Annotated in this window: 19 protein-coding genes; 9 read left to right on the top strand and 10 right to left on the bottom strand. The window is 59.4% G+C overall.

Translation table 11 applies throughout. The features are described 5' to 3' along the window. The first annotated feature begins 10 nt into the window (after positions 1–10). Together AACR93_RS21115 and maiA are read left to right on the top strand one after the other, a co-directional pair. The gene (locus AACR93_RS21115; RefSeq protein WP_043849813.1) at positions 11–1,006 is read left to right on the top strand and encodes a fumarylacetoacetate hydrolase family protein; all 996 of its coding nucleotides are present in this window, start codon (positions 11–13) and stop codon (positions 1,004–1,006) included. Between the two features lie 69 nt (positions 1,007–1,075). After that, complete coding sequence (gene maiA, locus AACR93_RS21110) at positions 1,076–1,714, top strand: maleylacetoacetate isomerase (protein ID WP_043849812.1); 639 nt, start codon at positions 1,076–1,078, stop codon at positions 1,712–1,714. Between the two features lie 175 nt (positions 1,715–1,889). Here the strand turns inward: maiA and AACR93_RS21105 are convergent, their stop codons facing one another. The 5 genes from AACR93_RS21105 to AACR93_RS21085 form a co-directional block, all read right to left on the bottom strand. After that, complete coding sequence (locus AACR93_RS21105; protein WP_043849811.1) at positions 1,890–2,558, bottom strand: ATP-dependent Clp protease proteolytic subunit; 669 nt, start codon at positions 2,556–2,558, stop codon at positions 1,890–1,892. Positions 2,559–2,919: 361 nt separating this feature from the next. Beyond that, positions 2,920–4,584, bottom strand: coding sequence for an asparagine synthase B (gene asnB / locus AACR93_RS21100; RefSeq protein ID WP_043849810.1), 1,665 nt, complete (start codon positions 4,582–4,584; stop codon positions 2,920–2,922). 192 nt (positions 4,585–4,776) lie between these two features. Further along, positions 4,777–5,145 carry a cupin domain-containing protein gene (locus AACR93_RS21095; protein WP_043849809.1) on the bottom strand — a complete coding sequence of 123 codons (369 nt, stop codon included), beginning with the start codon at positions 5,143–5,145 and terminating at the stop codon, positions 4,777–4,779. A 129-nt stretch (positions 5,146–5,274) separates the two neighbouring features. After that, positions 5,275–6,849 (bottom strand): cation:proton antiporter family protein, encoded by a 1,575-nt coding sequence (locus tag AACR93_RS21090; protein ID WP_043849808.1) that lies wholly within the window; start codon positions 6,847–6,849, stop codon positions 5,275–5,277. A gap of 51 nt (positions 6,850–6,900) precedes the next feature. Beyond that, positions 6,901–7,647: an HAD-IIA family hydrolase gene (locus AACR93_RS21085; RefSeq protein WP_033115984.1), complete on the bottom strand. Its 747-nt coding sequence runs from the start codon at positions 7,645–7,647 to the stop codon at positions 6,901–6,903. Between the two features lie 198 nt (positions 7,648–7,845). On the opposite strand from AACR93_RS21085, the gene AACR93_RS21080 reads away from it, so the two are divergent. After that, positions 7,846–8,880 carry an adenosine deaminase gene (locus AACR93_RS21080; RefSeq protein WP_043849807.1) on the top strand — a complete coding sequence of 345 codons (1,035 nt, stop codon included), beginning with the start codon at positions 7,846–7,848 and terminating at the stop codon, positions 8,878–8,880. A 115-nt stretch (positions 8,881–8,995) separates the two neighbouring features. Here the strand turns inward: AACR93_RS21080 and AACR93_RS21075 are convergent, their stop codons facing one another. The 4 genes from AACR93_RS21075 to AACR93_RS21060 form a co-directional block, all read right to left on the bottom strand. Beyond that, positions 8,996–9,982 (bottom strand): zinc-binding dehydrogenase, encoded by a 987-nt coding sequence (locus tag AACR93_RS21075; protein WP_043849806.1) that lies wholly within the window; start codon positions 9,980–9,982, stop codon positions 8,996–8,998. Between the two features lie 159 nt (positions 9,983–10,141). Continuing rightward, positions 10,142–11,251, bottom strand: coding sequence for an alkene reductase (locus tag AACR93_RS21070; RefSeq protein WP_043849805.1), 1,110 nt, complete (start codon positions 11,249–11,251; stop codon positions 10,142–10,144). 242 nt (positions 11,252–11,493) lie between these two features. Beyond that, the gene (locus tag AACR93_RS21065) at positions 11,494–13,029 is read right to left on the bottom strand and encodes a TerC family protein (protein WP_041209385.1); all 1,536 of its coding nucleotides are present in this window, start codon (positions 13,027–13,029) and stop codon (positions 11,494–11,496) included. Positions 13,030–13,313: 284 nt separating this feature from the next. Beyond that, a complete protein-coding gene (locus tag AACR93_RS21060; protein WP_043849804.1) occupies positions 13,314–14,240 on the bottom strand; it encodes a cation diffusion facilitator family transporter in 927 nt (308 codons plus the stop codon). Between the two features lie 166 nt (positions 14,241–14,406). On the opposite strand from AACR93_RS21060, the gene ydiJ reads away from it, so the two are divergent. The 6 genes from ydiJ (at position 14,407) to AACR93_RS21030 (ending at position 23,329) form a co-directional block, all read left to right on the top strand. After that, positions 14,407–17,463 (top strand): D-2-hydroxyglutarate dehydrogenase YdiJ, encoded by a 3,057-nt coding sequence (ydiJ, locus tag AACR93_RS21055; protein WP_043849803.1) that lies wholly within the window; start codon positions 14,407–14,409, stop codon positions 17,461–17,463. After that, complete coding sequence (locus tag AACR93_RS21050; RefSeq protein ID WP_043849802.1) at positions 17,463–17,951, top strand: hypothetical protein; 489 nt, start codon at positions 17,463–17,465, stop codon at positions 17,949–17,951. The genes ydiJ and AACR93_RS21050 overlap by 1 nt, the downstream gene beginning before the upstream one ends. Before the next feature lie 109 nt (positions 17,952–18,060). After that, positions 18,061–18,546 carry a hotdog fold thioesterase gene (locus AACR93_RS21045; protein WP_041209389.1) on the top strand — a complete coding sequence of 162 codons (486 nt, stop codon included), beginning with the start codon at positions 18,061–18,063 and terminating at the stop codon, positions 18,544–18,546. A gap of 156 nt (positions 18,547–18,702) precedes the next feature. Continuing rightward, positions 18,703–20,598, top strand: coding sequence for a DEAD/DEAH box helicase (locus tag AACR93_RS21040; protein ID WP_041209390.1), 1,896 nt, complete (start codon positions 18,703–18,705; stop codon positions 20,596–20,598). A gap of 330 nt (positions 20,599–20,928) precedes the next feature. After that, positions 20,929–21,411 carry a molybdopterin-dependent oxidoreductase gene (locus AACR93_RS21035; protein WP_043849801.1) on the top strand — a complete coding sequence of 161 codons (483 nt, stop codon included), beginning with the start codon at positions 20,929–20,931 and terminating at the stop codon, positions 21,409–21,411. A 1-nt stretch (position 21,412) separates the two neighbouring features. Next, on the top strand, positions 21,413–23,329 hold the full coding sequence (locus tag AACR93_RS21030) for a putative bifunctional diguanylate cyclase/phosphodiesterase (RefSeq protein ID WP_043849800.1): 1,917 nt from the start codon (positions 21,413–21,415) through the stop codon (positions 23,327–23,329). A 79-nt stretch (positions 23,330–23,408) separates the two neighbouring features. On the opposite strand, the gene AACR93_RS21025 is transcribed toward AACR93_RS21030, so the two are convergent. Next, positions 23,409–24,731 carry a Na+/H+ antiporter family protein gene (locus AACR93_RS21025; protein WP_041209393.1) on the bottom strand — a complete coding sequence of 441 codons (1,323 nt, stop codon included), beginning with the start codon at positions 24,729–24,731 and terminating at the stop codon, positions 23,409–23,411. Between the last annotated feature and the right edge of the window lie 68 nt (positions 24,732–24,799).

Below are 24,799 nucleotides of genomic sequence, written 5' to 3'. Positions count from 1 at the left end.
GGAATCGCTTATGAAATTGGCAACATTGAACAATGGCAAGCGCGATGGCGCTTTGGTGGTGGTGAGCCGGGATCTGACCCGTGCGGTGCGGGTGAGCGAGATTGCTTCCACCCTGCAGGCTGCCCTCGACGAGTGGGCCGAGGCTGCCCCCAAGCTGGAGGCTGTCTATCAGCAGCTTAACGAGGGCCGTGTGGCCGAGGCATTCCCCTTTGACGAAGCGTCTTGCCTCTCTCCCCTGCCGCGTGCCTATCAGTGGGCTGATGGCAGCGCCTACGTCAACCATGTGGAGCTGGTGCGCAAGGCCCGCGGCGCCGAGATGCCCGAAAGCTTCTGGCACGATCCGCTGATGTATCAGGGGGGCTCCGACAGCTTCCTCGCCCCCCGTGGGCCGATTGTCATGGGCTCCGAGGAGTGGGGGATCGATTTCGAGTCGGAAGTGGCCATCATCACCGATGATGTGCCGATGGGGGTAAGCCCGCAGGGGGCTGCCAGCCACATCAAGCTGCTGATGCTGGTCAATGATGTGAGCCTGCGCAACCTGATCCCGGGGGAGCTTGCCAAGGGATTTGGTTTCTTTCAGTCCAAGCCGTCCAGCGCCTTCTCGCCGGTGGCCATCACTCCGGACGAGCTCGGCGATGACTGGCGTGATGGCAAAGTGCATCTGCCGCTTCTGACCCACCTCAACGGTGCGCTGTTCGGTGCGCCAGAAGCCGGGGTGGACATGACCTTCAACTTCTTCGAGCTGATTGCCCATGCGGCCAAGACCCGGCCCCTTGGTGCGGGCTGCATCATCGGCTCCGGCACCGTCTCCAACTACGATCGCAGCGCCGGCTCATCCTGCATCGCCGAGCGGCGCATGCTGGAAATTCTTGATTGTGATCAAGCTATAACCCCCTATATGAAATTTGGTGATAGAGTGGCCATCACCATGCTGGATCGCAATGGCAAGAGTCTGTTTGGCACACTCTCCCAGCAAGTGGTGCAGGGTGGCAGCCAGACAGAGTGATGATCCCCGAGAGATGGGGGGCCGACAGGGGGCGAGGCTGCCTGTCGGCTGACAAAAGAAGGACGAAGTATGTTGCAGTTGTTTGGCTACTGGCGCTCGTCAGCCAGTTTTCGGGTGCGGATCGTGTTGCAGCTCAAGGGACTGGATTATGAGCAGCACCCGATCAATTTGCGGCAGGGGGAGCAGCGCGAGAAGAGTTACAAACGGATTAACCCTCAGGGGCTGGTGCCCTTTCTGGTGGATGGCGATGTGCAGATCGGTCAGTCGGTCGCCATCATGGAGTACCTTGACGAAACCTATCCCGCCCACCCCCTCATGCCCTCGGCCCCCGAGGCGCGCGCCAAGGTGCGCCAGATTGTCAACATGATCGCCTGCGATATCCACCCGCTCAACAATTTGCGGGTGCTTAACTATCTGGAAGAGCACTTCAGAGTGGGCAAGGAGCACGAGGCGGTTTGGTATCGCCACTGGATTGACGAGACCTTCACTGCCCTTGAACAGCTGCTGATGACTACCGCCGGTATCTATTGCGTCGGCAACGAGGTCACTCTGGCGGATTGCATGCTGGTACCCCAAGTCTACAACGCCCGCCGCTACGAGATGACGCTGGAAGCGTATCCGACCATCAACCGCATCGTCGCCAACTGCGAACAGTTGCAGGCCTTTATCAAGGCAGCCCCCGCCAACCAGCCGGATGCACAACCCTGAGCGCGCGATGCAGCATTTTGATGGCTAAAGCAGCAAATACTCATTGAGCAAGTGAGACGACTGGCTCACTCACGAAATATGTTCGCGCTGTTGCCAAAACTCAGCTTGTTTTGTGAACTGCCATGGCAGCCCTTCCTGTGTGTTGGAATGGCTGCCATGGCGGGATTTGCATCAATTAGTTCTGCATATCCGTGATGTAATAGGTCACGGGATATGTTGTCTGTTTTTTCATGTCCTGATTCACGAGACCTACTTTTTTGGCATTTTCAATGTTGTAGGTTGCACGTCGACTCTCAGACGAGGTGATGGCCTTTAGCTCCTCTGCCGGAATTTTGGTGCAGGAGGAGTAAATGGTGCGAAAGAGCGAGTTGTATTTTTCAGCGTCGTCCAAAATACGCTGTGCCTGATCCGGCTTCAGGTAATCATTGATTTCATTTGCCGCGGCAGCAGGATGAAGTAAGAAAGATGCCATTGGCATGGCATAACGCTCATTCGATGCACAGTAAATTATAGTTGCAGAAGAGGCGACATTTGATGCGTTAATCATATTCAGCTTCGTCGGGTTTTTACGCAACGCCTCGTAGGCCATATACCCGGAGTCCATATCACCGCCCCCGCTATTGAGATATATGTCTATATTTTGAATGTTGCGATAATTGCCGTTGATTTCATCAACAGAGGATAACAGCCAGGCCACTGTCTGTGGGTCTATGCCTGCATTGAAGTAGATGGCTGCCTTATCTACATCTGTGTCATTGACCGTATTTCCCTTGATGAAAAAAATGTTGGCGTGCACATGTATCGGTAATGCCAGAGCAAGCAAAATTAGTTTTTTTCTCAACATAGATACCTCATGGATAACATATTCTGGGACACTTGGTTGCTGACAATATCACTATTTCAAATATCGGCATCTGAAAAATAGATTGCTGTTAATTGATACCTACATTAATACAGTGTCGGCTACCCTGATTTCACCTCAACATGACGAATGCCATAGTGCCAGTTATGTAGCAGGGGGATACACCATCCCATTCTTCGATACGTGGTGCTCTGTCCGAGCCTATGCTCACACTTTCAACGTTGGTTTTATGGGCCATGTTCTGATCGTCGGTTTACTCTATTTGCCATAAGAAAAAGCCCTTCACCGTGGTGAAGGGCTTTTTGCTATCTGGCGTTAGCCGCTGGGGTCGCCCCGCTCTGGCTTAGTAGCCCTGCTGGTGCACATCCATTACTGCGCGGCCAGACGGGTCGGCCATCTCCTTGAACTTGGCATCCCACTCCAGCGCGGTGGGGGTGGAGCAGGCGACCGACTTGCCGTAGGGCACGGTGCGGGCGGCGGCTTCCAGCGGGAAGTGCTCGTCGAAGATGGCGCGGTAGAAGTAGGCCTCTTTGGTGAGCGGGGTGTTGATGGGGAAGCGGAATGCGGCCGCCTCGAACATCTGATCCGTCACTTCGGTCTCGACCATGGCTTTCAGGCTGTCGATCCACGAATAGCCTACGCCGTCGGAGAACTGTTCCTTCTGGCGCCATGCCACTTCGTGGGGCAGCAGATCTTCAAACGCTTCGCGCAGGATATGCTTCTCGATCTTGCCCTTGCCGCACATCTTGTCGGCGGGCTGCAGGCGCATTGCCACATCCATGAACTCCTTGTCGAGGAAGGGCACACGACCTTCCACGCCCCAGGCGGCCATCGACTTGTTGGCGCGCAGGCAGTCATAGAGGTGCAAGGAGGCGAGCTTGCGCACGTTCTCTTCGTGGAACTCGCGGGCGTTGGGCGCCTTGTGGAAGTAGAGATAGCCACCGAACAGCTCGTCAGAGCCTTCGCCGGAGAGCACCATCTTGATCCCCATCGCCTTGATGTAGCGGGCCATCAGATACATGGGCGTGGAGGCGCGGATGGTGGTGACGTCATAGGTCTCGAGGTGATAGATGACGTCGCGCAGGGCATCCAGACCTTCCTGCACGGTGAAGTGGATCTGGTGGTGGATGGTGCCGAGGTGATCAGCCACTTTACGGGCGGCAGCGAGATCCGGCGACCCTTCAAGCCCCACGGCGAAGGAGTGCAGTTGCGGCCACCAGGCTTCGCTCTTGCCATCGTCCTCGATGCGGCGCGCCGCATAGAGCTTGGTGATGGCGGATATGACGGAGGAGTCCAGCCCGCCGGAGAGCAGCACGCCATAGGGCACGTCGCACATCAGCTGGCGTTTGACCGCAGCTTCCAGCGCCGCTTTCAGCTCGGCCTTGTCGCTGATGTTGTGCTCGACCGCGCTGTACTCCATCCAGTCGCGCTTGTACCACTGTTTGAGCTCGCCATCCTTGCTCCACAGGTAGTGTCCCGGCGGGAAGGTTTCGACGCTCTTGCAGACCGGCACCAGCGCCTTCATCTCGGAGGCGACATAGAAGTTGCCGTGCTCGTCGCGGCCGGTATAGAGGGGGATGATCCCCATGTGGTCGCGACCAATCAGGTAGGCATCCTGTTCGGCGTCATAAAGAATGAAGGCAAAGATGCCGTTGAGATCGTCGAGAAACGCCGGGCCCTTCTCCTTGTAGAGGGCCAGCAGCACTTCACAGTCGGATTTGGTCTGGAACTGGAAGTCGACCTTGAGGGTTTTCTCCAGCTCTTTGTGGTTGTAGATCTCGCCGTTGACCGCCAGCACATGGGTGCGCTCGGGGTTGTAGAGCGGCTGGGCGCCATTGCCCGGGTCGACGATGGCCAGACGCTCGTGTACCAGAATGGCTTTGTCGGAGCTGTAGACGCCGGACCAGTCAGGCCCGCGGTGACGAAGTCGCTTGGACATCTCCAGCGCCGATTTGCGCAGAGCTACTGCATCGGACTTGATATCCAGAATGCCGAAAATTGAACACATTGGCGGTAATCCTCTTGATTTTTATATGAGCCCCCCACGTTTGGGCTCGAAATTCCATTTACATTCCTCGTCAGACACAATGCCTAGCGGAAAAACCTTTTGCAAGCGGGAAAACCGCAGAAAATCATGCCGTAAGCGTCAAGCGGATCAACAGGATAAGGGCTGCTGCAACGGGGCTGGTTGACGTGAACGTCAAGCCGAGGCGGGTTCGAAGATGACGTAGACCTTGCGACAGGGGGTAAGGGTTTCCCACTCTCCGACAAAACCGGCGGGAATGACGAATTGATCGCCGGGTTTGAGGGCCAGCTGGCCGCCCAGACTGTCGTGGATCACCACATCCCCCTCCAACAGCTGGCAATACTCGTGCTCGGTGTAGTGGATGGCCCAGCGGCCCGGCTCGCAAGCCCAGAAGCCGATGTGAAACTGCTGGCTGGGATCGGAGTAGTGGTTCCACACCGTCTGACTCGGGTTGCCCGCTTTAATGCGCTCAGGGGCAGGCATTAGAGGGGTAGGGGTCGCCTCGTGGCGGTCGAGCAAAATCCAGTCGTTGAGGGTCTTCATGGTGCCTCCTTGGCTTCGGCAGATAGGAACGCGGGGCCATCCGGTCCCGCGTTTGTTCGTTTTATTAAACGAGGTTGTGCATAACTTAAACGATGCACATTCCCTTGCCAAGGGCCGCTGGCCGCAGGATCAGAGCGGCTGCAAACGGCGGATCACATGGCGGGCAAAGCCGCTGCCCGCTTCGTTGTAGACGTTGAACACTGCATCCACCCCCTGCTCCTTGAGGGAGGCGATATCATCCTCGAAGCGGACGATGGCGGCTATCTTGCCGGCCAAGCCGTGGTTGCGCAGCTTCTCGATGGCGTAGAGATTACCCGAGTGGTGGGGCATCGCCAGCAGCACCAGATTGACCTGATTGGAGAGCAGCACCTTGTCCCAGAAGTCGGTATCGGTGGCATCCCCCTCGATGACGTTCATCCCCTGGGCGCGCAGGGTGGGCAGCTTCTCGCTGTCGTTCTCCACCCCGAGGATGACGTTGCCGTATTTATTCTCCAGCTCGAAGTAGGCCCCCTGACCGATCCGCCCCATACCTAGGATGATCACCTCCGCATCGCCAAGCTCGATGGGTCTGTCTTCCGGATGGAGGTTGCTCGCCTGCAACCCCTTGAGCCAGTGACCGATACGGTGGTAGATCCGCTCACTCTGGGCATTGAGCGGAGCGGAGATCATAAAGCTTGCCGCCAGCGCCAGCGAAACCGCCACCAGCCACTCGTAGGAGAGCCAGCCCGCCTTGGCGGCGATGGCGGCGACGATCAGGCCAAACTCCGAGAAGTTGGTAAGCGCCAGGGTGGAGAGCAGGGCGGTGCGCACCCGCAGGTGAGCGCCGCTGTAGACCAGATAGTAGAGCGCGCTTTTGAGCGGCAGGGCCAGCACCAGCGCCAGTGCCAGTAACATGGTGTCGTGGGTCGGCAGACCGTTGAGACCGATGGTGAGGAAGAAGCAGATAAGAAACAGGTCTTTGAGGTTGAAGAGTGCCTTGGCAAGGCCCGCAGCTGCCGGATGAGAGGCGAGCATCATACCGATGATGAGGGCTCCGAGATCCGGCTTGAGGCCGACCACCTCAAAACCGGCTGCACCTACCACCAGTGCCAGAAAGACCCCGAACAGCACCTGCAGCTCGCCGTGACCGGCCCGCTCCAATAGCTTGAACAGCAGCGGGCGCAGCAGCGGCAGTCCCAGTACCCAGAGCGCCCAGATACTGGGCCACTTGCCGCTGGAAAAGGCCAGAAACGCCACCGCGAACACATCCTGCATCACCAGCACGCCGATGGCGATGCGGGCGTAGAGGGCATTCATGTCGCTGCGATCTTCCAGCACCTTGACCGCAAAAACGGTGCTGGAGAAGGAGAGGGCAAAGCCCAGCAGCAGTGCCAGCTTCCAGTCCAGCGACAGGGCCAGCACCAGCCCGAGCCCCTTGCAGACCAGCAGCACCACGGTAAAGAGCAGGGTGGAGAGCAGCAGATGCAGGCTGGTGGTGCCCCACACATCGCGCCGCATCAGGGTCTTGATATTGAGCTTGAGACCGATGGTGAACAGCAGCAGGGTGACGCCGAGATCGGCGATCTCGTTGAGGGCAGGGGTGTTGTGATAGCCCATGCCATTGAGGATAAAACCGGCGGCCAGAAAGCCGAGCAGAGGGGGCAGGCCAATCAGATTGACCAGCATGCCGCAGCCAAAGGCCACGGCGATGAGAATGGGTTCCATAACAGGTCCAGCTGGGGCAGGGGAGACCTGCCCGGTTTAAATCCTTGGGTATCAGACGATATCGATGTCGACCACGGAGTCGAAGATGTGGTTCGGCCGAAACGGCATGCGGTCAATATCGGCGACCTTGCTCACTCCGGATAGCACCAGCACCGTCTCGAGGCCTGCCTGAAAGCCCGCCAGAATGTCGGTGCGCAGGTTGTCGCCGATGATGATGGTGTCGTCGGAGTGGGCCTCCATCCGGTTGAGCGCCGCACGGATGATCCAGGCGCTCGGCTTGCCGACATAGAACGGCTTCTTGCCGGTCATCCGCTCGATGGGGGCGCACAGGGCGCCGCAGGCCGGGTGCATCATGGGGCCGTGGGTATCCGGGTTGGTGGCGATAAAGCGGGCCCCCTGATCGACGAACTTGGCCCCCTGCTGGATCATGGTCCAGTTGTAGTTGCGGGTCTCGCCCACCACCACGAAGTCGGGGTCGATATCGGTGATGGTAAAGCCGGCCTTGTAGAGCTCGTGGGTCAGCGCCCCTTCACCGATCACATAGGCCTTCTTGCCATCCTGACGCTTGAGAAAGTCGGCGGTGCCCATGGCGGAGGTGTAGAAGCACTCCTCCGGCACCTCGATCCCGGCTGAGCGGAAGCGGTTTTGCAGATCTTTCTGGGTCTGGGCCGGGTAGTTGGTCAGAAACAGCAGCTTGCTGCCCTGCTCCAGCAGGCGATGGACGAAGCGGTCGGCGCCGGGAATGAGATCGTTGTTGTGCAGGATGACACCGTCGATGTCACAGATGACGTTCTTCATGAAAACTCCTTGTCAGGGCGCAGACGAGCTGCCAATCGGTAAGACGTTCAATCATTTATGATTTTTGTGACGCCATTATAAATCTGTTTGATGACAAGTCTCCCCTGTCTTGCAACTTGAGCGCACAATAAGCATGAAGTCGGGGCAATCGTGTGGAGGGGTTGCCCCCGGGATCTGGTCGCTGATGGAGCCGTCGCCATGGATAACCCTATTGCCGAACACTTTATAGCCGAATTGCCCAAGCTGGAGCTGCACCTTCACATTGAGGGTACCCTCGAACCCGAGCTGATGTTCGAGCTTGGCAAACGCAACAACGTGCCGCTGCCCTGGCCCGATGTGGCCAGCGTGCGCGCCGCCTATGACTTTGACTGCCTGCAATCTTTTCTCGACCTCTACTATCGCGGTGCCAGCGTGCTGGTGACCGAGCAGGACTTCTTCGACCTCACCTGGGCCTATCTTGAGCGGTGCGCCGCCGACAAGGTGGTGCATGTGGAGATCTTCTTCGACCCGCAGACCCACACTGCCCGCGGCATCCCCTTTGCTACCGTGCTCGGCGGTATCGAGCGGGCGCTGCAGCGCGGGGAGCAGGAGTTTGGCATCAGCTGGCGGCTTATCATGAGTTTTTTGCGCCACCTCAGTGAGGAGGAGGCGTTCGCTACGTTGGCAGAGGCCATGCCCTTTCTGTCACGGATCCACGGCATCGGCCTCGACTCGGGGGAGAAGGGCAATCCGCCCAGCAAATTTGCCCGGATTTTTGCCAAATGCCGCGAGCTGGGGCTGCCGGTGGTGGCCCATGCTGGCGAAGAGGGGCCTGCCGACTACATCTGGCAGGCGATCAACGAGCTGCAGGTGCGGCGCATCGATCACGGGGTGCGCTCGGCCGACGATCCCGAGCTGCTCCGTTATCTGGCCGATACCCGGTTGCCGCTCACCGTCTGCCCCCTCTCCAACACCCGGCTCAAAGTGTTTGACCAGATGGCCCACCACAATGTGCTGCGGCTGCTGGAACAGGGGATCTGCGTGACCATCAACTCCGACGATCCCGCCTACTTCGGTGGTTACATGGGGGCCAACTTTGCGGCGCTGGCGAACGATCTCGGTGCCACAGCGGATCAGCTCTGCCGTCTTTCGCTCAATGCGGTGGAGGCGAGCTGGCTGAGTCTGGCCGACAAGGCGCGGTTGACCCGGGAGATCCGCAGTTATGCCGCGACCCACGGGGTGATCCTGCACTGAGTCAGGCGCTAATGAAGTCGAGATAACATGCAGTAGATATAAAAAGAGAGGCCCGCCATCACAGGCGGGCCTCTCTCGTTTCAATGGCAGGTGTTGTTGCCGGGGGAGGATAGCATTACGCCACTCGCACCAGAAACTTCTCGCCCTGTCCTTCGCGCTTGAAGCGCTCGAGCAGGGTGGGCAGTTCCTCAAAGTTGCCCACCACCAGCGGCGGCAGGGTCAGCTCGCCGCTCGCCATCTGCTCCATCATGGCGACACCGGCGGCGACCAGCCGGCTCCACTGTTTGTCCGAGCCAAAGGCGTGCTGGGCACCCAGTGCAATCTCGTGCAACGAGTGGCAGTGGGCAAAAGCGGGTAGCGGATTGTGTGGAATACGCCCCAGCACAGTCACCATATGGCCGTAGTAGCCAAGGGCGGGCAGCAGGCTCTCTGCCTGCTGGCTGGAGACCAGATCGATGATCCCCTCGAACGGCTCGTTGCCGTTGGCGGCCTGCAAGGTGGCCAGCCAGTCTGGTTCCCGATAGTCGGCCACCCCCTGCACACCTATCTGCTTGAGCCACTGATGGTGGCGTGGACTGGCGCTGGCAAATACCCGCGCTCCTTGCTGGAGGGCCAGTTGCACCGCAAAGCGGCCGACGCTGCTGCCAGCGCCTGTGATGAGCAGCGCTTCCCCGTGCAGGCGCGGCAGCTTGGCCAGCGCCTGCCAGGCGGTGAGACCGGGACAGGGCAGGGCGGCGGCGGCCTCGTCGCTCAGGGCATCGGGCACCGGCAGCAGAGCGCGCGCCGGCACCCGGGTGTGACGGGCAAAGCTGCCGTGGTGGCGCAGATCGGTGTGGTAGGCGACCCGGGCGCCGAGACGCAGATGGCTGACGTTGGCGCCGAGCGCCACGATCGTGCCCATGCCATCGACGCCGGGCACCTGACCATCCTGCCAGTGGGAGTGGCCATATTCGATCAGCTTCCAGTCCACCGGATTGAAGGCGATGACCCGGTTGGCCACCAGTACCTCATTGGGGTCAAGGGGAGAGAGCGGGAGGTCGGCGAGGGTGAGCTGCTCCGGTTCACCCGGGGCATGCCAGCACCAGGCTTGGGTGTGATTCATGATGACTCCTTGCGAAACAGTGGGGAGAGCTTGATGAGATTATTGCAACAGCAAGACAGTAAAAATTCCACTGTTGCAATTGCGCAACAATACGGCAGGCCCCAACCTGTGGGGCCTGCTTAACGTGGTCTGCTGGCCATTGGCAAGCAACGGCCGGTTTTATGCGTCATCGGCCTGATAGGTCGGGTAGTCGGTCAGCCCCTTCTCGCCGCCGCCAAACAGGGTGGCCGGATCGTGGGGGGCCAGCGGATAGCCGTGGCGCAGCCGCTCCGGCAGATCCGGGTTGGCGACGAAGGGGCGGCCAAAGCCAATCATGTCGGCCCAGCCCGCCTTGAGGGCGGCGCGCGCCCGCTCGCCGTCATATTTGCCGGCATAGATCAGGGTGTTGGGGAAGGCATCGCGCAGACCCTGCTTGAAGTTCTCCGGCATCAGGGGGGCATCGTCCCAGTCCGCTTCGGCGATGTGCAGGTAGACCACGTTGAGTTGGCCCAGCAGGCGGGCGGCGGCCAGATAGGTCTCCTGCGGGTTGGCATCGACGGTGCCGTTGAGGGTGGTGAGCGGCGCAAGGCGCACCCCGACCCGGTCAGCGCCGATCTCGCTGCAGACCGCTTCGGTCACCTCTTTGAGGAAACGCAGCCTGTTCTCCAGCGAACCGCCGTAGCCGTCGGTGCGGGCGTTGGACTCGGAGTCGAGGAACTGGTTGATGAGGTAGCCGTTGGCGGCGTGCAGCTCGATGCCGTCAAAACCGGCGCTGATGGCGTTGCGAGCCGCCTGACGGAACTGGCCCACTACCGCATCGATATCGGCCTGGGTCATGGCGCGCGGGGTGACGGTCTCGACAAAGCCGGGGGCATCGCTGCCGTTATCGACAAACACCTTGACGCCGACCGCGGGCAGGGCCGAGGCCGAGATGGGCTGGGCGCCGCCGATGTTGTCCGGATGAGTGACCCGACCCACGTGCCAGAGCTGGGCGAAGATGGTGCCATGTTTGGCGTGAACGGCGTCGGTCACCAGCTTCCAGCCAGCGATCTGATCGGCGCTGTAGATACCCGGCGTCCAGGCGTAGCCCTTGCCCATGGGATCGATCTGGGTGCCCTCGCTGATGATAAGGCCGGCACCGGCCCGCTGGGCGTAGTAGCTGGCCATCATGGCGTTGGCCACATCACCGGGCTGACTGGCGCGGGAGCGGGTCATGGGGGGCATGACGATGCGGTTGGCGAGGTGCAGCTGACCCAGTCGCTGCGGGCAAAACAGGTGATCGTGGCTCATCTTGATTTCCTCATGGTGGGATTGAGGCTGACTCTAGCCGCCAATAGCGTTGCAACAAAGAGGGGTAATTGCACCATTGAATTGCACTGAACGCAGCAATCGTGGCTGGCAGGGAATGAACGTCGCGCCGGATGGCTGGCGGGGCCAAGCGGGCGCCGCAATCGGTGCATCACATGCAAATGAAAGGAGAATAAAAAAAGAGGGCTCACAGGCCCTCTTCTTATGGTTGCGTTGCGGCTCGATTAGCCAGCGACCGGCATCACCCGTACTCGCTCGATGCGTCGCTCACTCACCTCCAGCACCTCGAAGTTGAGCGCCTGCAGTTGCAGCTGCTGGCCCGGGGTGGGCAGGGTGCCGAAGTGGGAGAGCAGCATGCCGGCCAGAGTCACGTACTCGTCGCTCTCGCTCACCAGCCCCTCGTGCTCCAGCACCTGCTCCACATGGTGGATGTTGGTGCTGCCATTGATGAGCCACCCTTCGCCATCGCGGATCATGTCGGGGGTCTCATCCTCATCCGGCAGTTCGCCGACAATCGCCTCCAGCAGGTCGTGGGTGGTGACCAGACCCTGGATCACGCCGAACTCGTCGGCCACCAGAATGAGGCTCCCTTTCGCCTTGCGCAGCTCCGCCAGCAGCTTAATCACGTTGATGGTCTGCGGCACGATAATGGGGTCGTTCTGCTTGGCCAGCGCGCTTAAGGATTGCCCTTCGTTGAGGGCAAACAGCAGGTCGCGCGCCTTGACCACGCCGATCACCTCGTCCAGATCCCCGTCACAGACCGGGAACAGGCTGTGGGGTTCGCGCTGCAGCAGGATGCGGATATCCTCGCTGGTGTCGTTGATATCGATCCAGGCCATCTCGGAGCGCGGCGTCATGATGGTGCGGATGGAGCGCTCGGCCAGAGACAGCACGCCAGTCACCATGTAGCGCTCCTCCTCGCCAAAGCTCACCGGCGCGGCGGCCGGGGCATCCAGATCGTCATCCGGTCGGTCCTGATACGCCTTGCTCCCCATCAGCTTGAAGATGGCTGCGGTGGTGCGCTCGCGTAGCGGCTGTTTGGCTTCGTGGCGCATGGCGCTGTGCTGGGCCAGCTGGTTGAAAAACTCGATCAGCACCGAGAAGCCGATGGCCGCGTAGAGGTAACCCTTCGGAATATGGAAGCCGAAGCCCTCCGCCACCAGGCTGAAACCGATCATCAGCAGGAAGCTCAGGCAGAGCACCACCACGGTCGGGTGGGCGTTGACGAAGCGGGTCAGCGGCTTGGAGGCGAGCACCATCACCACCATGGCGATGGTCACGGCGGCCATCATCACGCCCAAGTGTTCCACCATGCCGACGGCGGTGATGATGGAGTCCAGCGAGAAGACCGCATCCAGCACCAGAATTTGGGCGATCACCACGCCAAAGCTGGCGTAGGCGCCGACAGGGCCATCATCGTGGGGCTTGGCCTCCAGCCGCTCGTGCAGCTCGGAGGTGGCCTTGAACAGCAGGAAGATACCGCCCCCCATCAGGATCAGATCGCGCCCGGAGAAGGGGTGATCCCAGATATGCAAAATGGGGGTGGTGAGGGTGACCAGCCACGACATCACGCTCAAGAGCACCAGCCGCATCAGCAGGGCGAGGCCAAGGCCGAGTACGCGCGCCTTGTCCCGCTGGGCGGGGGGCAGCTTTTTCACCAGAATGGCGATGAAGACCAGGTTGTCGATCCCGAGCACGATCTCGAGAATGATCAGGGTAAAAAGACCGATCCAGATGTGGGGATCCAGCAGCAATTCCATTGTGTGACCTCAAAAAAACAGACAGAGCGAACAGTGAACAGGGCTAGCGAAAGCCGCAGCAGCAAGGCAATGGCGTTATTCAGAGGCGCTGGTTAAGCAGAAACAGATAGCTTTTGACGGGAAGAAACGAAGGGCAACTTCGGGGATTGTCCATGATGGGCAATAAAACCTCGGGTTAAAAATGAGCCCTGATGATAGCGGCTGGCGCCAATTTGGCAAGTGGGCGGTGTCGGGATGTGACGCAGCCGGTGGAGGCTGGCAGGCAGCCTCCACCGGTTATCGGGTTACAACCAGCGCTTTTCGCGGGTGAAACAGACCGAGAGCCAGGCATCGCCCAGGGTATCGCCGAGGCGGGACCAGAGCTCCTGACGCAGGGCATCCTGCCGCTCGACGGGCCAATCCTGACCCGGGGCGACCAGAATGTTGAGTTCGAGATCGAAGCGGCGACCGCTTTTCGCCAGATGGCTGTAGCACTCGACGCCGTGACGCTGGCGCAGCGCCTCGACTTCGTTCTCGATCAGCTGGGAAACATCCCCTCTGGGGGCGATTTTCAGCACTTCCCGCAGGTTGCGACCGAGCACCTTGATGGGAATGAGGGTAGCGCAGAGGGCCAGCAGCGAGACCAGTACCGGGTCGATATAGCGGTTGTATTGGCCGTAGCCGATGGCATCGAGGCCGATGGCGACCACGAAACCGATAAGCAGGGTGGCACTGAGCAGGGTATCCACCAGCCACTCCTTGGAGTCTACCCGCACCAGTTCGGAGTCAACCTGCTCGGCGACCTGGGCTTCAATCCGGTAGAGGATGGCGCAGAAGAAGGTGGAGACAACGGCATAGATGAGGGCATGACCGAGATCGATCTCCCGTCCCCCTTCAAACAGGGTGGTGAGGCCGTTGTAGAGTGCCGCCAGACAGAGCAGCAGAATAATGGAGCCGTTGATGACGTTGGCGATGGGCTCGAAGTGCGCATAGCCATACTGGAAACGGTCATCGGAGGGGCGGGTGACGAGGTAGGCGGTGACCAGACCGAGGCCCGTCATGCCCATGCTGAACAGGGTAAAGATACCATCGAGCATGATGGCGTTGGAGCCAACGAACAGGCCGTAGCCGATGCCGAAGATGGCGAAAGTGATGCAGCCAAACAGCGACAGGGTGAGCGCCTGCTTCTCTGTGGTGACCAGCGTACTGATAACATGGCTGTGGTGAGCCATAAAAGTCCTCCTTTCAAATGGTTAATATTGCTACGCGCAAGCGGTTTTCGAGCTGATATACTGCCCGCTCACATGTGAGCGGACTGGCCTGATTGCCATTGACGGGCGATGGGTCAGTCGTAGTCGCCGGGGTGCCGGCATCAAGCAAATAAGGGAACAAGGATTCATGATCCCGAGACTCGATTACCAGGACAGTTTGTCACCCACAACCCTGTCGTACCTAGAGTTGCTAGGGCGCAGTGCCTTTCGTGGTGATATCGAAAAGTCTTATGCAAGCCGGTTGGCGATGGCGACGGACAACAGCGTCTATCAGGTAGTACCTCAGGCGGTTCTCTATCCGCGCAGTGCGGACGACATAGCAGTGATGCTCAAGCTGGCGGCGGAGCCGGCGTACCACACTCTGAGTTTTTTCCCTCGCGGTGGCGGTACCGGCACCAACGGTCAGTCATTGGGCGGCGGCATTATCGTCGATCTCTCCCGTCATATGAACCAGATCATGGAAATTAATCTGGAAGAGGGGTGGGTGCGTGCCCAGGCCGGGGTGGTGAAAGACCAACTCAACGCCTACTTGAAACCCCACGGCTACTTCTTCTCGCCTGATCTCTCCACCTCCAATCGCGCCACTTTAGGCGGCATGATCAACACCGATGCATCGGGGCAGGGCTCGCTGGTCTACGGCAAAACCTCGGATCACGTGCTGGGGCTCAAAGCGGTGCTGGAGAATGGTGACCTGATGGCCACCGAGCCGCTAAGTGGCGAGCGACTGGCCGACAAGTTGGCGCTGGAGAATCGGGAAGGGGAGATCTATCGCACCCTCTATCGTATCGGCAAGGAGCGCCGCGCCGACATAGAGGCGACCTTCCCCAAGCTCAACCGCTTTCTGACCGGTTACGATCTCAAGCACCTCTATCAACCTTACACTGATACGCTGGATGTCAGCCGGGTACTGTGCGGCTCGGAAGGATCCTTGGGATTCATCACCGAAGCCAGACTCAACATCACACCCATTCCGCGCTACCGCACCCTGGTCAACGTCAAGTACGACAGCTTCCCCTCCGCCCTGCGCAACGCCCCCTTTATGGTGCAGGCCGAGGCACTGTCGGTGGAGACGGTGGACTCTCGAGTGCTCGGGCTGGCCCGCGCCGACATCATCTGGCATTCGGTCAAAGAGCTTATTCAGGATGTGCCCGGCAAGGATCTGCAGGGGCTCAATATTGTCGAGTTTGCCGATACCGACGAGGCAGAACACAAGGCCAAGGTGGTAGAGCTCTGCCGCCGTATCGACGATCTGCTGGCCAACGGTGAAGCCGGGATCATCGGCTATCAGGTGTGTGATCACCTGCCGAGCATCGAGACCATCTACGCCATGCGCAAGAAGTCGGTGGGGCTGCTCGGCAACGCCGAAGGGCGCAAGAAGCCGGTGGCCTTCACCGAAGATACCGCGGTGCCGCCAGAGTCGCTGGCCGATTTCATCATGGAGTTTCGCGCCCTGCTGGACGCCCACGGCCTCGACTATGGCATGTTTGGCCATGTCGATGCCGGTGTGCTGCATGTGCGCCCGGCGCTCGATTTGTGCGACCCCGAACAGGAGGTGCTGCTGCGGCGCATCTCCGATCAGGTGGTGGCCCTCACCGCCAAATATGGCGGCCTGATGTGGGGTGAGCACGGCAAAGGCTTTCGCTCCGAATACAGCCCCGCCTTCTTTGGCGAGCTGTGGGAAGAGCTGCAGCGGGTCAAGGGGGCGTTCGACCCAGCCAACCGTATCAACCCGGGCAAGATCTGTGTCCCCTATGGCAGCGATGCCGAGCTGGTATCGGTGGATGGGCCCAAGCGCGGCAAGTTTGACCGCCAGATCCCGGTGGCGGTGCGCGAGAGTTATACCCGGGCCCTCGATTGCAACGGCAACGGTCTCTGCTTCACCTTCGAAACTGACTCCCCCATGTGTCCCTCGGTCAAAATAAGCCGCGATCGCCGCCACTCCCCCAAGGGGCGGGCGGGACTGATGCGCGAATGGCTGCGTCAGCTGGCGGAGCAGGGCTTCGACCCGTTGGCGGAAGAGGTGGCACTTCACTCCGGCGGCGTGCGCTTCAAACAGCTGGTGGACAAGGTGCGCAACAGCTGGGCCAAACAGCGCGGCGAGTATGACTTCTCCCACGAGGTGATGGAGGCGATGGCTGGCTGTCTGGCCTGCAAGGCGTGCACCAGTCAGTGCCCGATCAAGGTGGATGTGCCCGATTTTCGTGCCCGCTTTATACAGCTCTACCACGGCCGCTACCTGCGCGCGCCCAAGGATTACTTTGTCGGCACCGTCGAAAGCTATGCGCCGCTGCTTGCGAAAGCGCCGAAGCTGGTCAACTTCTTCCTCGAAAAAGAGTGGGCCCAGAAGGCGGCTGAAAAAGGCATCGGCATGGTCGATGTGCCGCTCTTGAGCGTGCCGACCCTGGCCGAGGAGCTGCGCGATAACCGCGCCCGTTACTTCGACCTGCAGGGTCTGGAGGCCATGACTCCCGAGCTGCGTCAGAAGGTGGTGCTGATCGTGCAGGATCCCTTCACCAGCTATTACGATGCCCCTGTGGTGCGGGATCTGGTGAAACTCGCCAGCAAGCTCGGGTTCCAGCCCTACCTGCTGCCCTTCAAGCCCAACGGCAAACCCCAGCATATCAAGGGGTTCCTGCGCGCCTTTGCCCGTACCGCGGCGAGCAGCGCCCAGTTTCTCAACAAGATTGCGGCGCTCGGCATCCCTATGGTGGGGGTGGATCCGGCCATGGTGCTCTGCTATCGCGACGAGTACGCCAAGGCGCTGGGGCCGGCGCGCGGTGATTTTCAGGTGATGTTGCCGCAGGAGTGGCTGCTTTCGCTTCCGGCCGACGTGGTGCCGAAACGTGAAAATCAGACAGCAGAGCCCTGGTATCTCTTTGCCCACTGCACCGAGAAGACTGCCAAGCCCTCGACCCACGGCGACTGGGGCACCCTGTTTGGCCGCTTTGGCGCCAAACTGAAACCGGTCCCGGTCGGTTGCTGCGGCATGGCGGGCACCTATGGTCACGATGTCAAACAGGTGGAAAACTCCAAGGGCATTTATGGGTTGAGCTGGGCCGAACCGCTGGCCCGTTTGCCACAGGATCGCTGTCTGGCTACCGGTTATTCCTGCCGCAGTCAGGTCAAACGGATGGAGGGAGAGAAGATCAAACATCCGCTGCAAGCCCTGCTGGAGCTGCTCTGATGCTGCGATTTCCCAAGCGGTTTCGGGTGCCGAAAGCCTATCGGCACCCGCGTTTCTTGTTGTTGCCCGCCACCCCCGCTCAGGCGGTGGTGGAGTTTGTCGCCATCTTGCGCGAGCGCGAGCAACTCCATCAGCTGTTTCGGCCAAACGATCTCTGGCCCTCCGCCAATTTCAGCCTGAGTCAGCACGAAGGAGATCTGGAGTGGCAGCAGTCGGAGTTTCTGGCCAAGCGCTCCTTTGCCTATGGCCTCTGGAGTCCGGATCGGGAGCCGCAATTCTGGGGCGGAGTTTATCTCTACCCCTCGGTACTGCCGGAGGTGGAGGTAGAGCTCTTTTTCTGGAAGGTGGCCGAGGCTCCCATCAGTGATGAAGAGCTGGAAGAGCTGCTGCGCGACTGGCTCGCCAACGTGTGGCAGTGGTCAGAGCCCCGCTTGCCGGGTCGGAAGATGCCCTGGGCCGAGTGGCCCGGCGTCACCTACCCCTGGTAAGGGGGCCGGTTTCAGGTTTTTCCCTGCCCCGGCTGCTGGCCGGGGCAGGCTTGTTGTGCAATGCAGTGATGCTCCATTTTCCCCATGCAATTGAAGGAGTTCTCTTTTCATGAGTCAGGAATCATCCCCCATCTGGCGCAGACCCATGAGCCTTGAAGGGCTCAACGCCAGCTCCCGAAATACCCTGATGGCCCACCTCGATATCATCTATACCGCTTTTGGCCCCGACTGGCTGGAGGCCACCATGCCGGTGGATCACCGTACTCACCAGCCGCTCGGTATGCTGCACGGTGGAGCCTCTGTGGTGCTGGCGGAGACGCTGGGCTCTCTGGCTGCCAATATGGCGGTCGGGCCTGACAGTTATTGTGTGGGTCTGGAGGTGAACGCCAACCATCTGCGAGCCAAGCGGGAAGGGGTGGTAACGGGGCGCTGCTCGCCACTGCATCTGGGGGCGACGACTCAGGTGTGGCAGATAGAAATTCGCGATGAGCGTGGTCGTTTATTGTGCACCAGCCGGTTGACCATGGCGGTGCTCAAGCACAAGCGGGGCAAGGACTCCGGAGAGGAACGATCTGCAATAACGCATCATGAGTGAAAAATAAGCAAGCTTAACTCGCAAGATCCCTCTATAATTGCCAACGTCTTGAGAGGCTTATCACATTTTTCAAGACAGCAGAACAAAGTGGCGCTATAATCGCCGCCTTTTTGCTATTCCGCGGTGTTAGCCGCCTGCCTTAATCTGGAAGAATCTATGTCTGATACCGAACAACTGCCCCTTTTTAGTGAGCTTGGACTGGCCGCGCCTGTATTGAAAGCGCTGCAGGACGTGGGCTATGAGCGCCCGTCCCCCATCCAGGCCGCAGCAATTCCCCACCTGATGGCGGGCCACGATCTGCTGGGGCAGGCGCAAACCGGTACAGGGAAGACCGCTGCTTTTGCCTTGCCTCTGCTGTCTCGTCTGGAAGCTGGTAACCGCAACACCCAGATCCTGGTGCTGGCGCCGACTCGCGAACTGGCTCTGCAGGTGGCTGAAGCGTGCCAACGCTATGCCCACCACATGCCTGATTTCCACGTGCTGCCTATTTACGGTGGCGCCTCCTACGAAACCCAGACCCGCGCTCTGCGTCGCGGTGCTCAGGTTGTCGTCGGTACTCCGGGCCGCGTGATGGACCTGATCCGTCGCAAGAACCTGGATCTCTCCGGTCTGAAAGCTCTGGTGCTGGATGAAGCGGACGAAATGCTGCGTATGGGCTTCATCGACGACGTGGACTGGATCATGGATCAGTGCCCGGCCGGTCGTCAGGTTGCGCTCTTCTCTGCCACCATGCCGGAGCAGATCCGTCGTGTGGCCCAGAAGCACCTGAAGCAGCCCAAAGAGATCAAGATCGCTTCCAAGACTGCTACCGCTACCACCATTCGTCAGCGTTACTGGCAGGTGACCGGTCTGCACAAGCTGGACGCCATGACCCGTCTGCTGGAAGTCGAGCCCTACGAAGCTCTGCTGGTGTTTGTGCGTACCAAAAACGCCGCTGAAGAGCTGGCTGGCAAGCTAGCCGCTCGTGGCCACGCCTGTGAAGCACTGCACGGCGACATCCCGCAGAAGCTGCGTGAGCGTACCGTTGACAAGCTGCGTCAGGGCCAGCTGGACATCCTGATCGCCACCGACGTAGTCGCCCGTGGTCTGGACGTTGAGCGCATCACTCACGTAGTGAACTACGACATTCCGTACGACACCGAATCCTACGTTCACCGTATCGGTCGTACCGGTCGTGCCGGTCGTAAGGGCGAGGCCATCCTGTTCGTGGCTCCGCGCGAGCGCCGCATGCTGCGCGCCATCGAGCACGCAACCCGTCAGGCCATCGAGCCGATGAAGATGCCGAGCACCGAGGACATCAACCAGCACCGTCTGGCCAAGTTCAAAGAGCGCATCCGCGAAACCATGATGGGCGAAGAGCTCGAGATCTACCACAACCTGGTAAACGAGCTGATCGAAGAAGATTCTGCCGATCCGCTGGAACTGGCTGCCGCACTGGCCAAGCTGGTACAGGGCGACCAACCGCTGCTGCTGGATGACTCCATCCCGGATCCGCTGTTCAACAACAGCAACGATCGCGGTGGCTTCGAGCGCCGTGACTTCAATGACCGTGGCGGTCGTGACTTCGGTGACCGTGGCGATCGTCCGGCCCGTCGTATGCCGTCCCTGGAGCCGCGTCCGCTCAAAGACAACCCGGACGTGGAGATGGAGCGCTACCGCGTAGACGTGGGTGCCCATCACGGCGTCAAGCCGGGCCAGATCGTGGGCGCCATCGCCAACGAAGCGAACATCGAGAGCCGCTTCATCGGCAACATCGACATCGCTGACGACTTCTCCACCGTCGATCTGCCCAAGGGCATGAGCGCCGATGTGCTGGAAGTGATCAAGAAAGCCCGTGTTTGCCAGCGTCCGCTGCAGATCACTCGCTACACCGAAGTGCCGGCCGGTGGCAACACCAGCAGTCGTCCGCCGCGCGGTGATCGTCCGTTCCGTGGCGACCGTCCTTTCAACAAGGATCGCCGTCCGCAGGGTGACCGTCCCTTCAACAAGGATCGCCGTGAAGGCGGTTTCGACAAGGGTCGCAAGTTCGGTGGCAAGCGCCGCGACAGCTAATCCCTGATTGGTAATGCCAGAAGGCCGCTCATTGAGCGGCCTTTTTTTATGATTTTTCCTGATGGCGCTTAGCTATAGCGAATCGAGGGTGCACAACTTACTTCGGTGATAAAAACGAGAGCCAAAAGGGCATTATTTTTTTGTTAAACGGTTGTGAGTGATAGGGGAGTGGTGTCATCCTGTCTCAGGACATTGAGGTCGTAGTCAATAAGGTGTGCCTCTGCTTGTGTTGTGTGGCTGCGACTTTAGTCGGTATCCCCTCTCTTTCGTTTGCATATGGCAGAAGAGAGTACGATTAATAAACTGAACACAATGACATGGAGGTTCATCATGACCGGATGGTTTGGCAGAGTGCTGTTGTTGTCTGGGTGTCTCGTATCAAGCGTGGTGCTGGCAGACGATGCGTTTCTGACGATTAAGGGTGATGGGTGTTGCAATGGCAAGGGGCAGATTAGTCTGACCCGGGCCGAGTTTGAGGCACTACCGCAAAGCGAAGTGACCACCAAAACGCCCTGGACCGAAGGCAGTCACACTTACCGCGGTGTGCTGCTGCGGGAGCTGGTGAAGAAATACGGCCTAAAGAGCAGCGAAGTGAAGGCTATGGCCGTCAATGATTACTGGGCTGCCGTGCCTGTCGAGGATGGTGACAAATATCCTGTGCTGGTTGCCGAGAAGCAGGATGGCAAGCCGCTGACCCTGCGCAACAAAGGACCTCTCTGGATTATCTACCCGCTCTCCGATTACCCCGACCTGAACAAGGAGCTCTATCACAGCCGCATGGTGTGGCAGCTGATTGGGCTAGAGAGCAAGTAACATGCTGCGCGGCAAGTTTGTCAGCCTGATCCTGATGGTGACTGCCTTTTTGGGGGTCGCCATCTGGTCGGTCTGGAACTATGACCGCGCATTCAATGCAGTGACTCGCTATACCCAGTTATCAGCCTGGGCGTTGGCACAGTTGGAGTTGGAAGTTCACGGTTTTGGCGAATCACTCCAGCTTTATTGCGCCGGCTCGGTGAGTCAGGAGGAGATGAACAAGCGGTTTGATATCGCCTGGAACCGACTTGATGTTTTCCTGCATGGTGAAGAGGCAAAGCCGGTCAGGTCTCGCTTTGGTGCTGCTCAAGCCGCAGGGCAGCTGATGTCGCTGTTTGAAGAGTACGAACAGGATGTGGTGAGCGGAACGCGCGATTCGACCAGGTTAGCTCGTTTCTCGATAGAACTTGATCGCGATCTGGCGGCTATTCGTGATGTCATGGTGAAGAACTTTACCGGCCCCTCTGCCATTGCTCAGCGCGAGCTGCTCAATGAGTCGCGTACCCAGAATTTTGCCATTCTCGCCTTTCTGATGTCGGCAACTATGGTGATGCTGGTGATGCTGTTTCGCGAAGTGCGTCACCAGCAGTTTCTTGCGTGGAACGATCCCCTGACCCGTCTCCCCAATCGGGCGGCGCTTATCAAGCACCTGAAGTTGCGGGCTGCCTATCGTGGCGGCGGCAGCAGTATCACTGTCTGCCTGGTGGATCTGGGCCACTTTCGTGAAGTGAACGACAGCCTGGGATATGAGATAGGGGATGGACTGCTTAAACAGCTGGCCGAACGGATCCATAGCGTGGCGGCGCCCGGTATTTTTGTGGCCCGAACCGGCAGTGACGAGTTTGCCATCATTATCTCCGGCGCCATGCCGACTTATCTGCGTTTCCCCTTTCTGGAGCAGTTGCGCACCGAGTTGGCCGATCTGGCCTTTGCGGCAGATCCGGCGCACCGGGTCAGGGTCTTCATGGGGGTGAGCCAATACGCTCGTCCGGTACATACTCCGGAAGAGATGCTGCTGTTTGCCGATATCGCCCTCGATAGTGCCAAGCGCCAGCGGCTTCATCGTTCAGTGGTCTTCTCCCGAGCCATGCATCAACACTACCTGCGCAACCGCCGCCTCTCGACCGAGCTGCGTGAATTGATCCAGAGCCCCGAGTGCCAGCAGCTCTGTCTCTACTATCAGCCGATAGTGCGTGGTCAGAGTGCGGTCCGGCTTGGAGCCGAGGTGCTGATCCGCTGGAATCATCCGGAATATGGCTTTATTCCGCCGCTCGATATCATAGCGCTGGCAGAGGAAAACGGTCTGGGAGAGGCGCTGGGGCTCTGGATTTTCCACCGTTTGCAGCGTGACCTTTCCATCTTCCCGAGCGATCTGGTGGAGTTGTTGGAGATCTCGGTCAACCTCTCCAGCTCCATGTTCAATATGGGGCTGGCTGCCAATGTTGAGGAGAGGATGAGTGTCGGCCCGCTCGGGTTACAGCAGTTGATCGTGGAACTGACGGAGACCATAGCACTGGATGATATCGAGCTGAGCAAGCAGATCATCGCCTCATTGCGCCACATCGGGGTGCGGGTGGCGCTCGATGATTTTGGAACCGGCTGGTCCTCATTCTCATATCTGCGTGAGCTCTATTTCGACAAGCTGAAGATTGACCGCTCCTTTATCACTGCCATCGACAACGATACCCGGCAGGCGCTCTTTGTTGAGGCTATCACCTCGCTCTCTCATCAGCTGGGGGTGCGTGTCGTGGCCGAAGGGGTGGAAAACAATGACGAACTCAAGGCGGTGCTGAGCATAGGGGTGGACGAGATCCAGGGTTACTTCTACTCAAGGCCGTTGACCTTGCAGGACTTTCTCCAATTCTGCCACCGCTACTTTGTCAATCGTGCCATCATGCAGGAAGTGGCGCTCGGGTAGAGCAGCAAACAACTTGCCATCAGCAACAAAAAGGCGGCCAACAGGCCGCCTTTGCTATCTAAACAGTGTCACTTTCAGGTCAGAGCACCATGGCGGCAATCCAGCCGAAGATAACCAGCGGGATATTGTAGTGGATGAAGGTGGGCACCACGCTGTCCCAGATATGGTCGTGTTGGCCATCGGCGTTGAGGCCCGATGTGGGGCCGAGGGTGGAGTCCGAAGCAGGCGAGCCTGCGTCCCCCAGCGCACCGGCGGTACCGACCAGCGCGATGATCGCCATGGGAGAGAAACCCAGTTGCAGGCAGAGCGGCACATAGATGGTGGCGATAATGGGCACGGTAGAGAAGGAGGAGCCGATCCCCATGGTGATGAGCAGGCCCACCAGCAGCATCAGGAAGGCGGCAATGCCTTTGTGCTGACCGATGGAGCTGGAAACGACCTGAACCAGACTTTCGACGCCGTGAGTCGCCTTCATGACGGCAGCAAAGCCGGCGGCGGAGATCATGATGAAGCCGATCAGCGACATCATGCGTACCCCCTGGGTGAAGGCATCCTGGCTCTCGCGAAACTTGATGACGCCACCGCAGGTGAAGATGACGAAACCGGCCAATGCACCCAGCACTATGCTGTTGGTCATCAGCTGGAGACCAAGTGCGACGCCGATAGCCAGCAGAGCAACCCAGATATGGTTGAGATTGAGCTCGACGGTTTCCGGCTCGGCTTCCAGGATCTTGGCCAGGTCATACTGGCGGGGTTTACGATAGCTGAAGAAGACCGCAATCAGCAGACCCAGCACCATGCCACAGCCCGGGATGGCCATGGCCAGCGGGATCTGGCTGGAGGTGATCGGCACACCGTTATCGATGAGGTTCTTGGCCAGAATATTGTTCAGGAAGATGCCGCCAAAGCCGACCGGCAGCACCATATAGGTGGCGGTCAGGCCGAAGGTGATGACACAGGCCACCTGACGACGGTCGATCTGCATCTGCGCCATCACATGGAGGAGGGGCGGGATCAGGATCGGAATAAAGGCGATATGCACCGGGATGATGTTTTGCGAGGAGATGGACACTGCCAGAACGGATGAGAGCAGCAGGGTCTTGACCCACAAAATGCGGCTGCTGCTGGCATCCTTGCCCAGCTGGCTGATCACCTTGCTGGCCAGCAGGTCGGTGATCCCGGAGCGGGAGATGGCGACGGCAAAGGCCCCCAGCATGGCGTAGGAGAGGGCAATCTCGGCGCCTCCACCCAGACCGCCGCTGAAGGTTGCCAGGGTATCGGTCAGGGAGAGCCCGCCGACCAGGCCGCCAGCAATGGCGCCCAGCGCAAGTGAGACCACCACATTGATCCGCAGCAGACTGAGCACCAGCATCAGTCCGACTGCGATAACAACTGGATTCATTTGATTTCCTTATGTTTGTTATTGCTGTCTGTCATGTGAAGGGGAGTTAGTTTGCGAAAAATGTGACA

It is taken from the genome of Aeromonas sp. L_1B5_3 (assembly GCF_963866575.1).
In the GTDB taxonomy this organism is placed as follows: domain Bacteria; phylum Pseudomonadota; class Gammaproteobacteria; order Enterobacterales; family Aeromonadaceae; genus Aeromonas; species Aeromonas jandaei.
The sequence above is the reverse complement of the archived record's forward strand: the minus strand, read 5'-3'. Positions and strand labels throughout refer to the sequence as shown.

Bases quoted from the DNA above. Each gene is read 5' to 3' on its own strand.
- AACR93_RS21065 (WP_041209385.1), bottom strand. From the start codon at position 13,029: ATGGAATTGCTGCTGGATCCCCACATCTGGATCGGTCTTTTTACCCTG.
- AACR93_RS21070 (WP_043849805.1), bottom strand. From the start codon at position 11,251: ATGAGCCACGATCACCTGTTTTGCCCGCAGCGACTGGGTCAGCTGCAC.
- ydiJ (WP_043849803.1), top strand. From the start codon at position 14,407: ATGATCCCGAGACTCGATTACCAGGACAGTTTGTCACCCACAACCCTG.
- AACR93_RS21105 (WP_043849811.1), bottom strand. From the start codon at position 2,558: ATGTTGAGAAAAAAACTAATTTTGCTTGCTCTGGCATTACCGATACAT.
- AACR93_RS21045 (WP_041209389.1), top strand. From the start codon at position 18,061: ATGAGTCAGGAATCATCCCCCATCTGGCGCAGACCCATGAGCCTTGAA.
- AACR93_RS21040 (WP_041209390.1), top strand. From the start codon at position 18,703: ATGTCTGATACCGAACAACTGCCCCTTTTTAGTGAGCTTGGACTGGCC.
- AACR93_RS21090 (WP_043849808.1), bottom strand. From the start codon at position 6,849: ATGGAACCCATTCTCATCGCCGTGGCCTTTGGCTGCGGCATGCTGGTC.
- AACR93_RS21095 (WP_043849809.1), bottom strand. From the start codon at position 5,145: ATGAAGACCCTCAACGACTGGATTTTGCTCGACCGCCACGAGGCGACC.
- asnB (WP_043849810.1), bottom strand. From the start codon at position 4,584: ATGTGTTCAATTTTCGGCATTCTGGATATCAAGTCCGATGCAGTAGCT.
- AACR93_RS21030 (WP_043849800.1), top strand. From the start codon at position 21,413: ATGCTGCGCGGCAAGTTTGTCAGCCTGATCCTGATGGTGACTGCCTTT.
- AACR93_RS21050 (WP_043849802.1), top strand. From the start codon at position 17,463: ATGCTGCGATTTCCCAAGCGGTTTCGGGTGCCGAAAGCCTATCGGCAC.
- AACR93_RS21080 (WP_043849807.1), top strand. From the start codon at position 7,846: ATGGATAACCCTATTGCCGAACACTTTATAGCCGAATTGCCCAAGCTG.
- AACR93_RS21115 (WP_043849813.1), top strand. From the start codon at position 11: ATGAAATTGGCAACATTGAACAATGGCAAGCGCGATGGCGCTTTGGTG.
- AACR93_RS21075 (WP_043849806.1), bottom strand. From the start codon at position 9,982: ATGAATCACACCCAAGCCTGGTGCTGGCATGCCCCGGGTGAACCGGAG.
- AACR93_RS21060 (WP_043849804.1), bottom strand. From the start codon at position 14,240: ATGGCTCACCACAGCCATGTTATCAGTACGCTGGTCACCACAGAGAAG.
- AACR93_RS21085 (WP_033115984.1), bottom strand. From the start codon at position 7,647: ATGAAGAACGTCATCTGTGACATCGACGGTGTCATCCTGCACAACAAC.
- AACR93_RS21025 (WP_041209393.1), bottom strand. From the start codon at position 24,731: ATGAATCCAGTTGTTATCGCAGTCGGACTGATGCTGGTGCTCAGTCTG.
- AACR93_RS21035 (WP_043849801.1), top strand. From the start codon at position 20,929: ATGACCGGATGGTTTGGCAGAGTGCTGTTGTTGTCTGGGTGTCTCGTA.
- maiA (WP_043849812.1), top strand. From the start codon at position 1,076: ATGTTGCAGTTGTTTGGCTACTGGCGCTCGTCAGCCAGTTTTCGGGTG.